Genomic DNA, 12,667 nt, shown 5'->3' on the forward strand with positions numbered 1-12,667 from the left:
AGAGCTCGGTCGAGAAAGTAGTTGTTGAGCCAAGCGGTTCCCTGAACTGCTCCACCAACCACGCCCGAACCGATGCTCCCATGTTCTTGATCCTGGAGGCGCAACCACCGGCAACCCGCAGACAAGATTTAACGGGTCCAGGTAGGTGTTCCGAGCCGACCTGCGAGTCAACCAAGCGAGACCGCCTGTGCCACCATAAGGCCGGCACCCAGAATGCAGATTAAACCAGCAAAAAGCTCAAAGACCGACGGCCCGGGGCGGCCTACCGCTAACAGCGCAAGGATCGTTGCGATGCCGAGCCGGATGCCCTGTGGCGTGAGGCTATCCCATCCGATAATATCCCAGCCGACCGAAGGAAGACTCATTCCTGCCTCCTGTATTTGAACTTCTTGTTCTCCAGATTTCTGTACACGCAAAGCCTGTGACGGCGAGGAAGGCGTGTGGCGGAGGCGACGAGGCGGAGTGCCAAAGAGCAAGGACGCGCAGCCGCCCAGTCTATCTCTGGTCATGCCCGCTGACCCGGTGGAGAATACTTGACATCGGAGCCGCAGGCGCGAGGTCATTGGCGTCTATGGCAAGTTTACCTTCGTCGATCACGCGTGGTCTCCTGATCTGTTGAAACAGAATCGACGAAGCGCCCTCCGCTTTTCACGTTGTCACAGGCTGCGCGAGCGATCGGGCTCACACTTGTGTCCAACTTCGTCGTTAGCACTCATGGTCCTGCGGTCATGCTTGTGGCGAAGAACGGACGTCACGGCGAAAGCAAGACGAAAGTGGCTGGGCAGGGCAGCACTGAAGACAGATATGGCGCGCAATCGTCCTCGCGAACAAGATCCATCGAACGGGAAGCGGCGCCGATCTCATCGCAGGAAGCATAAAAGAGGCCGCCCTACCGAGGCGGCCTAACTGCCGTCGCCCATCGCTAGCAGGATGGTGTCACGATGCTGGCGATACCTTCATCCTTTTCGTGGGTCTTTCGGCGCCGAAAGTGGCCATTCCCTGACACGCAGATCGGAGAATGCTTGTAACCGACTCAACCGCAACCTTACGCCGGTGGACGATGCGGATATGCGCACCGCGAATGGTCCGCCAGCTATGGGAAATCTTAATCCGAGTCATTTAACCTCCGAGGTTCAATGAATAGTGGTTGACTCAGCAGCGTGCTTTCCAACTCACGCCCGGGATAGCCGATCCCAAGGTCGATGACCGTGATGTGCGTCACTGGAACTTCGAGGAGTGAATTGGCTCATGACTTGTAGCACTGGACGGTAAAACGGCGGTGAGGTCGGTGCTCTCGGCCGGCACTCTCAGCGTTTATGCTGCACAAATCGACGCGTACATGTCTTAGCGATTCGGACGCTCGCTAGCGATCAATACGGCCGAGCGGCGCTCGCTGGTACTTCTCAACCACAAAAAGCCGGTCAGCTATCGAGCTATCGCCCCGGAGGGCAGCGAATAAGCACGCGGCTTTTTGCAACATGTGACTATGATCACGGCCCTGACGCACGACTTATAGGATTGTCACGTCTATCAGTTGTTTGCTGCTCTTCGAGGGAGCACACTATGAACGTCGTGATTCAAAGACTTAATGGCCTGTGGCACCTCGTCGTCGGGTCGTGCCAGCTCCGAACACCTTTCCTTGAGACTCAGGACCGGGAGCTGGTCGTTACGTACGCCCGGCGGATTTTCCCTGGAACCAAAGTCTTCGAACGCAGCTGATCTCAAAGCGACGCACTCGAGCGGATGTTGACTGGTACTTGACTGATTGGCAGGTGCGCAGAAGAGGCCGCTTCGCGTGGAAACCACTCGGCGCACTCCTTAGAGCGCGTCTGGAGAGCGTTCCGATCCGGTCACCGTCGGATGGCTATTCTTGTGTCGAGCTTCAATCGAGAAATGTCCCGGACGCACCGTGAAGTGTCCAGGCGAGATCAAGGAGCGACGCTCTCGCGCAGTCGGCGGAGCTGCGACCGGAGCCGTTCGCAACCCAATTCCCTCTCGAAATTGGTGATCGCCTGAAGTGTAGGTTCAGCGCGCAGGCTCTGCAACCGCGCCACGTCGCGGGTGCAGGTATCTTCGGAGCGGACATCCTCATTCCGTACCTGCTGCTTGGCAGCCGCTTGGGGCGCCGCATTTCCACCAGAAGGCAGAGCGCCAGTGCTAACAATACTCTCAAATAGACGCTGTATCTGTGGACGCAGCCGCGTGCAAGCGACCTCGCGTTGGAAGCTGATGATCTCACTCGGCACAGGGGTGGCGCGCAGACGTGCCAGCCTCGCTTCGTCGCGGACACAGGCGTCCGTCATTTCGGGGGGCGGCTGCGCGGGAGCCGGCGGCCTAGGAAGTTCCGCCTTCATCGCCGGTGGCGCGCTCGGCTGCATTGGATTGACGACGACCGGCTTCGCGAGGGCCGGCACCGAAACCGGCGGAGCGGGCGGCGGTACTGGCGCTACATTTGGTGTACCAAACTGCGGCACCAAGGCGATGGTGGCGCCGCCGAGAGAACCATAGATGAACGGCTCCTGCCGTCCGCCGGTCATCGTGATGACCTCATCGCGCACGCGGCCAAGCGCGATCCGAATGTCGACACCGGGCTCCGCAAGGTGCCGGAGCAGCGCGGTTGCATAAGGACTGTTCACGCCGTCGCCGTCATAGGAAATCGAGCCTGCCTTCGCCGCGAAGGCCACCAGCGTGTCGGCGCTGATTTCATCAAGCTTCGCGAGGCCGCCTCTCGTCGGCGAGCGGCTTGCTGACCGCAACTTGGCCGCAAACGGGTTGTCGCGACAGGCGTCGAGCAGTATCAAGCGCAGGCGGCGTACCGGTTGCAGCGCCCAGATGATGCGATCGAGCGCGATAGCCTCGTCGTCGACGTCGTAGTCGTGGCTCAGCTTGGCATCCATCGGTATCAGATAATTCATGCCGCCGATCTCGATGCCGTGGCCTGCGTAATAGACCACTGCCACATCGGCATTCTCTGCAGTAATGAGGAACTCGCGCACGGTGCGCTTGAAGTCGACGACGCCAAGATCGTTACGTGCAATGACGACGTCGAAACCGATAGATTTGAACAGCGCTGCAATCGCTTTGGAGTCGTTGCCGGTATTGGGCAGCGGCGGTGCGTTCGTATAGGAGGAGATGCCGACTACCAGCGCGACCCGACGCTCCGCTGCGGCCGCATCGGCGAACATCGCGCTGATAATGAGGCAGAGGACGTATATCAACAGTCGGCGCGGTTTCATCGTTGCATCAGTATCCGTAACTCCGCCAGGGGCGATGGCGTTGCTTGCGCTTTTTCGGCGGCTGGCCGTTCTCCGTCACGGTGACGTTGATGACATCGGAGAACACCGCTGGATCGTGCGGGACGTGGGCGTAATCGGCGAACAGAAGGCGCAGCTTGTGCTGGCCGACCGGGAGCGTGATCTTCGCTTCGGTCTGGCCAGCGCCGAAGTGCAGATGGTTGAAATCGTTTGGGATTGGTAGGTCGAGTGGAGGCAGCTCGGCATCCACCAGCAAATGATGATGGCCGGTGTTGGATTTGTCGAAGCCCGCCGGCGCCACGCCCATGTTCAACAAACCGAAGCGGACAACCGGGTTCGGAGAAATATAGGAGCCGTTCTTTGGATAGATGAAATAGACCTTCGCGTCCTTCGGCGCGGAACGACGTCCACCCACCGCAGGGGTTGGTTGCGCCACCGCGGGGCCGGTTTGGTCAGCTACCTTGACCTTGATCCGCTCGGAGATCACCGGCGGCGAATGCGGTACGTGATTCTTATCGGCGAACACCAGCTGCAAAGTGTGCTCGCCGGGGGTCAGCAAAATCTCTGCCTCGGTCTGTCCAGCCCCGAAATGGAGGTGCTGGAAGTCGTTTGGAATTTCAGCATTTAGCGCGGGCGTTGGCGAGTCAACGACCAAATGGTGGTGACCGCTGTTGGCGCGATCCGAACCTGCCGGGGCAACGCCCATGCCGTGTAGGCCAAAATGTAGAGTGATCTTGGTTGGCAGCGTGTCGCCATCCTTCAAGCCGATGAAATAGACGGCCGCCCCGGGCGGCGAGGGCGTTGGTCCGCCCGTCTGGGCTTGAGCCTGTGCTGCGTGCCAGTGAATCAAGCCGCTGACAAATGGAACCAGAACCAATATTAGCAAGCGTTGCATCATCGCAATCTTCCCAATGGATAGACCACAATCTGGACCACAGGAGCCGCGGGAATCTGAAATATCTGCAACTATCGATTATCAGGCCCGTCCCCACCGCAAAACGGAGCGGGGCTGAAACGATATCCCTTTGCTCGCCAATGTAAACCACAATCGAGCGGGCGACTGTCGCCTTGCCGCTCGCTGCCGAATGAAGCATGCTGTGCGGCATTGAATGTGACGTGTGCATACTCCTGATCGTTCGAGCCGACCGGAGATCACAAGATGAAATCCGCCGTCTTGTCTGTGATTTTTCTCACAGCACTATTTGGAAGTACTGCGGCAACTGCCCAGCGAGGGCTAAGCAGCGGCCCATCTGGCGACCGATCATCCGCGCCCCCGGAGACCAGAGTAGCTCAACAACAGGGCGCCAGTCTGGATCCTGGAGAGTTGTTTCGCGATTGCGATAATTGCCCCGAGCTCGTGGTTGTGCCTCCGGGAGACTTCGTGATGGGATCCAATGACACGCCCTATGAGAAGCCCGAGCGCCAGATCAACATTCGCAAGCCCTTCGCGATCGGACGCCGCGAGGTGACGTTCGCGGAGTGGGACCCGTGTGCCGATGCTGGCGCCTGCAAAGTGCGTCCCGAGGATCACGGCTGGGGGCGCGGCGACCGTCCAGTAATCAATGTCAGCTGGGAAGATGCCAAACTGTACGTCGCCTGGCTGTCGCAGAAGACCGGACAGAAATACCGTCTGCCGAGCGAAGCAGAATGGGAATATGCCGCGCGCGCGGGAACCAGAACGCCGTTCTGGTGGGGCAGAGAGGCCGGTGCGGGTCATGCGCAGTGCGACGGCTGTGGCAGTCCCATCAAGCAGCAGGTCGTGCCAACGGGCTCGTTCCGGCCAAATGGATTCGGGCTCTACGACACTTCTGGCAATGCTGCGGAATGGGTCGAGGATTGCTGGAACGATTCCTATCGCAATGCGCCAAAGGACGCGTCGCCTTGGACCTCGGGCGACTGCCGTCTGCGGGTGCTGCGCGGGGGAAACTTCCTCAGCAAGGCCAGCGACGTCAGATCTTCGGCGAGGTTTCGCTACGACGTTGACGTGCGTTACTACGCCAACGGCTTTCGCGTCCTGCGGGAGTTGCCATAATCATGCTGCGGGCGGAAACAATGCGTGCGATCGTCGGGGCGATACTTGTGTTGTTTGCTGCAGCCCCTGTCGCTCGGGCGCAGTCCTACTCTGCCAGCGGCCAAATCGGCTATCTGCACGAATGGGAAATAGCGGGGAATCTCGCGAAAACGGCCAAGCGTCCAGGTGCGGAATATTCAGGAACGATCACGCTGCGCCACGTTGGTCTGTGCAGCGTCAATGGCGAAGAGCAAAAGCAGGCGCGTTTGCAGCTGAAAGTGTCGTACGGGCGACTGGAAGGCGTATTGATCATGGACGAGGATCGATGCCGCATCGTCGCATCCGGATCATCAGGTTCGGGGCAGCTGACCTGCGGCAGTGGACAAGACGTTCCGATCAATCTCCTGATCGGCAAAGCGGTTGAGATCGAGACGGCTGATCGCGCGCGACTTTAGAGCGCTACGATTCCTAAGTGCTGCTTGCTCGCCGCGCGACTCTGCGACGACTATGATACCGGCGACCGCGCCAACACACGCTGCTGCGGCCGCGACTGGCTTGGCCGCTCCGCCTCATCCGCAAGCTCCATTGGAGAGACGTGCACGATTCTGGGCGGCAAGAGCTTTACCTGGTCTTTCCCAAGTGTGCCGTTCGAGCCGCAGGCTGTTCTAGAGATCGTGTCTGGGATGTGACGGAAGTGCCTTTGGGCGAATATCGCTCCGGCGAAGGCACACCGGATCATTGCTGTCGTGACCGCGTTCAACCCCTGACGAAGAAGTATGAATGATGGTAGCTTTGACAGCATAGCACTCTCTCAGTGCGGATTGCCGAGCACGAATGAGAACGGCAGAACGAAAATCTCGTCGCCGGCCTCATCGCTGACATGCAGAGCCCACTGACGCCAATCTTCCAGGGTGGCGGCTGCGACGAGAGAGCGCACCCTGCGGGTGGCCTCCTCACACGCTTCGATTAGGTCGGATACGAGCGTACCGCGACGATCCATCAGTACTCCCTTGGTGTTCGAGCAATGGAAATAGACCTGAGTCATGTACGCCTCCTTGCAATATCCGGGGTCGGCAGGCCCGAGCCTGCATGTCGGAGTCGTACTAGGCCGCAGAGCGGATTGTCCGTGATCACGCGCACATTGCGCGGTTTGGTGGCCCTGCGGGGCCGTGGTGGCACGCCACACATCCACCGGACAAGATATGGATCCAACGTCTGCGTTAGGCCAATGGCTGGTGTCAGCCTTGCCTGCTCCGCGGCAGCTGTCGATCGTACCTGCGTCCCGTCGGGTTTGGCTCGGCCGGCGCCGCTGGAAGCGGGCGCATTGCCCGCAGAGATTGGAACAGAGCGCGGCATCATCTTGCAGTGGCTTGCAAACGCGATGCAGGGGGTAGTGTCCGGGAAATTCTACAATGTGGCGGGACCGAGTTGCCCCGCCTTGACCCACGAGGGCCGGACGAGCATTTTTATATTGATCGGCTAGTCTAGGTCGTTACCCCGCGGCCATAAATAGAACCCACCGCCAACTGTGAGTGATAAAGCGGTGGCTTCAGGGTGGTCATAAACGCCACAAAGCACAACGCTCCGATCGCGAAGATGATAAGACTAAAAAAGTGGTTCAGGTTCATCGGTGTTCCTCGCTGCCTCTCGTTTGGGGTCCAATCATACAGCCGTGAACCGGAGGATGAAGAGATCGACCCGCTTCTTCCGTGACGCCGCTCACATCGAGAGAATTGCCTCTTCCGCCTCGCCTGAGTCACGCAGCGACCATGTGCTTGGGTAGCTTCGGCGATGGCCTTGGGCGCGTTGCCGTGGCCGCCCTGTGATTTCCGTCACAGATCGAAAAAGTCACCCTCCAGTATGGTTCGAGCCACATGTTGTTCATTGCAACCCCCGAGGAGGGAACATGAGTGGAATGCGTGAACTGATCGATACAGAACTCGACACCGTGAGTGGTGGGCATCACGGGCATCATCATGGGCATCACGGGCTCTTCAGCTTCGGCAACATCGGCAACATCGGCAATATCGGTCATTTCGGCAATATCGTCATAGAGCAAAACATTGCCGTGCAGATTGGCGTGGCTATCGGCAATAACGCCAGTGTCACACAGCAGCTCGGTCAGCTGAACTTCAGCGCTATCCACTAAATCGCGGATGCCCGAACACTCCTTGCCTGCTCCCGAGGGTGTTCGGTTACGAATTCAATCGAGAATTCTCATGGATACGGTCGCCGTGACTCAATGCGCTGGAAGAGTATCGACACGGTGTCGATACCAAACGAGCGTACCTGTTTCTCATCCTGCGAGGCGCCAGTTCGTGTCCATTCCGATCGCGTCACCGCCCAAGCCTGCTACGGCTTCTGCAGCCGCTTCGTTCGCTGGCGGTCGGCCTGCGTGCGGAGCCAGTGTCACCGACGCGCTTGCGGCGGCCAGTAGTGCCGCAGTCCAGATGATCGAAACCTCGATTGTCGGTAAGCGCTTAGCCGTGACCCTATTGAGGCTGGCTTGACGTTTTGCGGAATCGCCACGGCATGAGGTCGTCGATTTTGCTTTGGGGATGGCCGGCAATGATCGCCGTGAGCGTTTCGGCGATGTAGGCGACCGGGTTGACGTCGTTGAGCTTACAAGTCGCCACGATGGATGCGAGCAAGGCCCAGTTTTCGGCTCCGACCTCATGACCGGCGAAGAGCGCGTTTTTTCTGGTCAGGCAGATCGGCCGGATCGCGTTCTCAACCGGATTGGTGTCGAGCTCGAGACGCCAGTCATCGAGGAAGCGCGTCAGCCCCTGCCAATAATTGAGCGCGTAGCGGATGTCCTCGGCGAGCGTCGAGCCGCTGGAGATCATCGACAGCTGTTTCTCGAACCACGGCTTCAACGCCTGGACGAGCGGCAGCGAGTGTTCCTTGCGCGCGGCCAGCCTGATATCCGGCGATGAACCGCGTACCATGGCTTCGATGGCGTAGAGCTGTGCGATCTGCCGGACGGCGGCCTCGGCGATCGGCGATTTACTGTTGCGGGCCAATTTGACGAAGCGCCGGCGCAAATGGCTCCAGCAATGTACGAGCGTCCACGGCCCTTGCGGTCGAGCGACTTCGATCAGTCGATCATAACCGTCGTAGGCATCGCATTGTAGGAAGCGTCCGGTGAAGCCGTCCAGGAACTGCTCAGCGAAGGCGCCGCTGCGACCGGGAGCATATCGGAACAGCACGATCGGCGGACTTGGGCCGCTATGGCCGCGGTCGTCGGAGACGATCGCCCAGAAGTAGCCCTTCTTGGTTTGACCACGCCCAGGATCGAGCACCGGCGCCGTGGTTTCATCCATGAACAGGCGATCCGCCGCTGCCAGATGGCGCCGCATGTGGTCGGCAACAGGCTGCAGATGGAAGCAGGCGCGGCCTGACCAATTGCCCAGTGTCGCCCGATCAAGCCGGATCCCCTGGCGCGCATAGATCTCGGCCTGACGGTAAAACGGCGTATGGTCGCCAAACTTGGAGACGATCACCTGCGCAATCGCCGCTTCGGTCGGTAGTCCGCCAGGCACGACATGCTCCGGCGCGTGCGCCTGCACGACAGGGCCGGAGCAACGGCGGCAAATGTATTTCGGGCGGCGCGTGACCAGCACGCGCCATTGTGCCGGGATCACGTCAAGGCGCTTGCTGACGTCCTCGCCGATCTTCGTCATCGCGCCGCAGCCGCACGGACAGAGTGTGCTCGCAGGCTCGAGGATCCGCTCCACCCGCGGCAAATGGGCAGGCAAGCAGCTTCGATTGCGATGACCGTCCTGATCCGATCCAGCACGCGATCGGCCCCTGATGACCGCCGCAGCCTTCTCCTGTGCCGCGTCCAAGACGCCTTGCGCGATCTCCACGTCTTCGAGCGGTAAATGGTATTGATCTGGCCGCAGCTTCTCGGACTTCGCTCCGAACTTCTCTCGGCGTAGTTCGCCGAGAATGACCTCCAACCGGCGCCGCGCTTCTTCCGACGTGGCCAGCGCCGCTTGATGTTCGCTCAATGCTGCCTGCGTTTGCGCTAAAAGCGCCTTCAGGCGTTCATTCTCGTCGCGAAGCGTCGCGCTGCTCATGCGCCATGTCGAGCACATCTGCGCTGCCGGCGCCATGCCAAACTCGGCACAGAGTCATTCTGCCGCACTTATCCAGCGACCTGTGGATGCCGCGCTTCCTCCGGCCGTACCAACCGCCAATCCAGGCCCTCGAACAGCGCGGCAAACATCGCCGGCGATATCCGCATCACGCCGTCCGCAATCTTTGGCCATACGAACTTGCAGCCCTCAAGGCGCTTGTGCACCAGCACCAAGCCCGTTCGATCCCACACCAAAATCTTGATCCGGTCCGCTCGTTTCGACCGGAACACAAAGGCTGCACCGCTGAACGGATCGAGACCAAGCATCTGCTGCACCTTCGCAGCAAGCCCATCGTGCCCACAGCGGAAGTCGACGGGCCGCGTCGCGATGTAAATCTTCAGCTCGGCGCCGGGGACAATCATCGTGACGCCCGCACCGCGCGGATCACTCGAGATAGCTGCTCCCCATCTATCGCCGCGTCCGTCCGCACGACGACGTCGCCAATCGCAATCTCGAGCTTGACTGTCGGAACGTGACGCTCCTCAAACGGCCCCTCCACAACCAGCGCCGCGAACCGCGGCTGCGGAGCCTCGCTCGACGGCAATTCGCCGCGCTGTCGGAAGCGTCGTCGCCAATCGTAAATCTGCCAGCGCGTCGCCCCGTGCTTGCGCGCCACCTCCGCCACCTGAGCGCCGGGCAGCAGACTTTCGGCGACGATCCGAGCCCGCTCGGCCTCCGAACGCACGCGACGCCCGGACGGTCCCTCAAGCACCTCAAGCCGGCTGACTGCTCCTGACCCAACTGATGAGCTGTCCAAATGGGCGTCCTTTTTGCCGTCCAATCCCATCCCAAACCTCCGCTCAACCCGGAGGCTTCTTCGCACATCTAATCTAACGTCGAACCGAGGGTGCCGGCTTAGCGCTTACGATTGTCGGCGTAGATCAGCATTGAGCGTGCATCACCCGGAACAGAGATCAATCGACGGGACGCTCCGAGGTTAAGGCACAGGTTTTCATGTGCTAGTTGCCGATCCGGTTCGCGGTAATGCTCAAGAGGATCGGCTTGTCCGGAAGCTCCTGTCTCGCTTCAGGGCTGGGTCAACATTCGTGTCGACCGCGGCTGAGACGCCGATTTAGATCAAAGACCTCGCAATCAGGAGTGGCGTCTAGGCCAACTTCCGGCCGAACAGCGATCGCGAGACCAGGTATTTTTGCCCATACCTCACACGTGGAACGCTTCGCCCGTGGCGAGCTAGCGGCCGTCTCACTCGCGCTCGATCAGCCTGTTGCGCAAAACGGGCGTTGGCTCCGCGCTAAATCCTTACACGTCGTGCCTGAGACAGCCAGATTCGTTTGAGACATGCGAGAGTCCTGGCCACATGAATCAGAAGCGCCGTGGCAGCAAACAGCGTGGATCCAGCGGGCCATGTCGTAATCAAAACTGACTGCCGCCGGTCGCCCGTGATTTCTGTCACAGATAGAAAGACCATCCTTCAGTATCAACACGCATAGTGAGGCACTGGCTTGCTTTGAGCTGGATGTTGTTCACCCGCAACGCTGAGGAGGGATTCATGAATGAAGTGCGTGAACTGGTCGACATGGAACTCGAAGCCGTGTCTGGTGGAGGGCTATTCGACGTGAGCAATTTGTCCGGCAATATCGTCGTACAGCCGCAGATTGCTACGCAGGTTGGTGTTGCCGTCGGCGGCTTCAGCGTCTTCGGCAATGGCGGCAACGCGAACCTCACACAGCTGCTCGCTCAGGCGAACGTCAGCTCGATCGGCTAAGTCTTGAATGCCCGCACACTCCTGGCTGCTCCCCGGAGTGTGCGGGCAACTTATCACTACACATTGCCCCCTACAAGGTGTTCCGCCATCGGCTGAACGCCTTTAGCCACCAGGGCCGGTCAATCCCGCAACGGAATTCGACACATCCCCTGCCAGGCCTTATGACCTGCTGATCCCGGAATGGCTTTAGCAGCATTCGAGCTCGTCTCTCCACTGCGCCATAGTGAGCCCTCCAAGAGCCGACCATCCATGAACCATTGACGAGTCAGTTCGGAAACCCTTTGTGAACGCCAACCAACAATCTGCCAAGGTATCGTTGGGCCATGAACTCATAGAACCGGTGGCTTGGCGCACCGGAATTGATATCCGCCTTGATGTCCTAAAGCGACGCGGCCGCCGTGCGGCAGCGAAATGAAACAGTGCTCCGTGAGTCGACATCTGCACGGCGTTCGATCAAAGCGGCGCGCTGCCGTCGTACATTCTTCCTCAAAAAAGGTCTTCCCGTTAGTGAAGCACCCAAGGAATTGGTTGTTGCTACTTGATTGAACCCTCTATCGGGCCGCGGCGCCGGACGAGCACGACAGCTGTGACACCGCGGAGAGCTGGACGACTTTTCGCGACCCGGTAGATCTCAGTATGCGCATTTCGCAAAAACGGGACAGCAGTTTCGCTAACTGACGGACAGCAGTTTCGCTAAATCGCGGACAGCGTAGCGGCGCTGGCTTTTGGTTGCCTGGTTGTTGAAGTCAGTTGGTATTCGTTTCGCTGTTTTCGACGTCGGTCAAGGGGCGCGCGGCTTTTTTCCTTCGCATGCTGTCGCCTTCGAGAGCACGGTGGGAGTTGTGGATGATCCGGTCGAGGATAGCGTCTGCGATGGTCGGCTCGCCGATCATATCGTGCCATTGGGCAACGGGCAGCTGGGCGGTAATCAAGGTCGATTTGCGCCTGTAGCGCTCTTCGAAGATTTCGAGGAGATCAAGGCGCTGCTGATCATTGAGGGTGTGGGTGCCCCAGTCGTCGAGGATGAGCAACTGGACCCGTGCGAGCTTGTCGATGAGGCGCGGGAAGCGACCATCGAGACGGGCCATGGCGAGGTCTTCGAACAGGCGCGGCATACGCAAATAAAGGACGGAATGATCGAGCCTGGCCGCCTGGCGTCCGAAGGCGCACGCCAGCCAGGTTTTACCAGTCCCGGTCAGGCCGGTGATGATGAAGTTCTCATGGGCTTTCAGCCAAGCGCCTTGCGCCAGTTGCAGGGTGTTGCGCCGGTCAAGGCCGCGGCGGGACGCGAAGTCGACGTCTTCGATACAGGCGTCGACGAAGCGCAGCTTGGCTGCGGCGAGGCGATTGGTCAGGCGCCGGTCGGCACGCATGGCGGCTTCACGATCGAGCATCAGGCCGAGCCACTCATCCCGGCTGAGATCGGCGGCATTGTCCTGTTCGGCTAGTTGCCTGTAAGCGGCCGCCATTCCGGCAAGGCCGAGCGCCTGCATCTGCTCGAGGGTCGGGTGGGTCAGCATCGCGATGTTCCTTT

The 12,667-nt window shown here is 59.8% G+C and carries 12 protein-coding genes and 1 pseudogene; 4 read left to right on the forward strand and 9 right to left on the reverse strand.

Annotated features, from left to right (window positions below; genetic code table 11):
- Nucleotides 1-167: 167 nt before the first annotated feature.
- The 3 genes from AC5V87_RS16115 to AC5V87_RS16125 form a co-directional block, all read right to left on the reverse strand.
- Nucleotides 168-365 carry a hypothetical protein gene (locus tag AC5V87_RS16115; RefSeq protein ID WP_456839233.1) on the reverse strand — a complete coding sequence of 66 codons (198 nt, stop codon included), beginning with the start codon at nucleotides 363-365 and terminating at the stop codon, nucleotides 168-170.
- 1,563 nt (nucleotides 366-1,928) lie between these two features.
- Nucleotides 1,929-3,236, reverse strand: a complete 1,308-nt coding sequence (locus AC5V87_RS16120; RefSeq protein ID WP_495371580.1) for a caspase family protein — start codon at nucleotides 3,234-3,236, stop codon at nucleotides 1,929-1,931.
- Nucleotides 3,237-3,243: 7 nt separating this feature from the next.
- The gene (locus tag AC5V87_RS16125; protein ID WP_495371581.1) at nucleotides 3,244-4,152 is read right to left on the reverse strand and encodes a DUF4399 domain-containing protein; all 909 of its coding nucleotides are present in this window, start codon (nucleotides 4,150-4,152) and stop codon (nucleotides 3,244-3,246) included.
- 261 nt (nucleotides 4,153-4,413) lie between these two features.
- On the opposite strand from AC5V87_RS16125, the gene AC5V87_RS16130 reads away from it, so the two are divergent.
- Both AC5V87_RS16130 and AC5V87_RS16135 read left to right on the forward strand, forming a co-directional pair.
- Nucleotides 4,414-5,286 (forward strand): formylglycine-generating enzyme family protein, encoded by an 873-nt coding sequence (locus AC5V87_RS16130; protein WP_456839230.1) that lies wholly within the window; start codon nucleotides 4,414-4,416, stop codon nucleotides 5,284-5,286.
- Nucleotides 5,287-5,306: 20 nt separating this feature from the next.
- Complete coding sequence (locus AC5V87_RS16135; RefSeq protein WP_495371582.1) at nucleotides 5,307-5,720, forward strand: hypothetical protein; 414 nt, start codon at nucleotides 5,307-5,309, stop codon at nucleotides 5,718-5,720.
- 356 nt (nucleotides 5,721-6,076) lie between these two features.
- Here AC5V87_RS16135 and AC5V87_RS16140 read toward each other — a convergent pair whose 3' ends face one another.
- Nucleotides 6,077-6,310, reverse strand: coding sequence for a DUF6894 family protein (locus tag AC5V87_RS16140; protein ID WP_495371583.1), 234 nt, complete (start codon nucleotides 6,308-6,310; stop codon nucleotides 6,077-6,079).
- A gap of 870 nt (nucleotides 6,311-7,180) precedes the next feature.
- On the opposite strand from AC5V87_RS16140, the gene AC5V87_RS16145 reads away from it, so the two are divergent.
- Nucleotides 7,181-7,414: a hypothetical protein gene (locus tag AC5V87_RS16145; protein WP_456839226.1), complete on the forward strand. Its 234-nt coding sequence runs from the start codon at nucleotides 7,181-7,183 to the stop codon at nucleotides 7,412-7,414.
- Between the two features lie 343 nt (nucleotides 7,415-7,757).
- On the opposite strand, the gene tnpC is transcribed toward AC5V87_RS16145, so the two are convergent.
- The 3 genes from tnpC to tnpA form a co-directional block, all read right to left on the reverse strand.
- Nucleotides 7,758-9,347 carry an IS66 family transposase gene (gene tnpC, locus AC5V87_RS16150; protein ID WP_495371902.1) on the reverse strand — a complete coding sequence of 530 codons (1,590 nt, stop codon included), beginning with the start codon at nucleotides 9,345-9,347 and terminating at the stop codon, nucleotides 7,758-7,760.
- Nucleotides 9,348-9,415: 68 nt separating this feature from the next.
- Nucleotides 9,416-9,769: an IS66 family insertion sequence element accessory protein TnpB gene (gene tnpB / locus AC5V87_RS16155; protein ID WP_495371584.1), complete on the reverse strand. Its 354-nt coding sequence runs from the start codon at nucleotides 9,767-9,769 to the stop codon at nucleotides 9,416-9,418.
- The gene (gene tnpA / locus AC5V87_RS16160; protein ID WP_495371585.1) at nucleotides 9,766-10,194 is read right to left on the reverse strand and encodes an IS66-like element accessory protein TnpA; all 429 of its coding nucleotides are present in this window, start codon (nucleotides 10,192-10,194) and stop codon (nucleotides 9,766-9,768) included. The genes tnpB and tnpA overlap by 4 nt, the downstream gene beginning before the upstream one ends.
- Before the next feature lie 723 nt (nucleotides 10,195-10,917).
- On the opposite strand from tnpA, the gene AC5V87_RS16165 reads away from it, so the two are divergent.
- Nucleotides 10,918-11,133 carry a hypothetical protein gene (locus tag AC5V87_RS16165; protein WP_456839223.1) on the forward strand — a complete coding sequence of 72 codons (216 nt, stop codon included), beginning with the start codon at nucleotides 10,918-10,920 and terminating at the stop codon, nucleotides 11,131-11,133.
- 62 nt (nucleotides 11,134-11,195) lie between these two features.
- On the opposite strand, the pseudogene AC5V87_RS16170 reads toward AC5V87_RS16165, so the two are convergent.
- Both AC5V87_RS16170 and istB read right to left on the reverse strand, forming a co-directional pair.
- Nucleotides 11,196-11,391: pseudogene (locus tag AC5V87_RS16170) on the reverse strand (IS701 family transposase); the annotation flags it as partial.
- Nucleotides 11,392-11,879: 488 nt separating this feature from the next.
- Nucleotides 11,880-12,653, reverse strand: coding sequence for an IS21-like element helper ATPase IstB (istB, locus tag AC5V87_RS16175; RefSeq protein ID WP_495371903.1), 774 nt, complete (start codon nucleotides 12,651-12,653; stop codon nucleotides 11,880-11,882).
- Nucleotides 12,654-12,667 lie beyond the last annotated feature (14 nt).

The organism is Bradyrhizobium sp. SOJA106 (assembly GCF_059448745.1).

Bases quoted from the DNA above. Each gene is read 5' to 3' on its own strand.
- AC5V87_RS16130 (WP_456839230.1), top strand. From the start codon at position 4,414: ATGAAATCCGCCGTCTTGTCTGTGATTTTTCTCACAGCACTATTTGGA.
- tnpA (WP_495371585.1), bottom strand. From the start codon at position 10,194: ATGGGATTGGACGGCAAAAAGGACGCCCATTTGGACAGCTCATCAGTT.
- tnpC (WP_495371902.1), bottom strand. From the start codon at position 9,347: ATGAGCAGCGCGACGCTTCGCGACGAGAATGAACGCCTGAAGGCGCTT.
- istB (WP_495371903.1), bottom strand. From the start codon at position 12,653: ATGCTGACCCACCCGACCCTCGAGCAGATGCAGGCGCTCGGCCTTGCC.
- AC5V87_RS16145 (WP_456839226.1), top strand. From the start codon at position 7,181: ATGCGTGAACTGATCGATACAGAACTCGACACCGTGAGTGGTGGGCAT.
- AC5V87_RS16140 (WP_495371583.1), bottom strand. From the start codon at position 6,310: ATGACTCAGGTCTATTTCCATTGCTCGAACACCAAGGGAGTACTGATG.
- AC5V87_RS16135 (WP_495371582.1), top strand. From the start codon at position 5,307: ATGCGTGCGATCGTCGGGGCGATACTTGTGTTGTTTGCTGCAGCCCCT.
- AC5V87_RS16120 (WP_495371580.1), bottom strand. From the start codon at position 3,236: ATGAAACCGCGCCGACTGTTGATATACGTCCTCTGCCTCATTATCAGC.
- AC5V87_RS16115 (WP_456839233.1), bottom strand. From the start codon at position 365: ATGAGTCTTCCTTCGGTCGGCTGGGATATTATCGGATGGGATAGCCTC.
- tnpB (WP_495371584.1), bottom strand. From the start codon at position 9,769: ATGATTGTCCCCGGCGCCGAGCTGAAGATTTACATCGCGACGCGGCCC.
- AC5V87_RS16165 (WP_456839223.1), top strand. From the start codon at position 10,918: ATGAATGAAGTGCGTGAACTGGTCGACATGGAACTCGAAGCCGTGTCT.
- AC5V87_RS16125 (WP_495371581.1), bottom strand. From the start codon at position 4,152: ATGATGCAACGCTTGCTAATATTGGTTCTGGTTCCATTTGTCAGCGGC.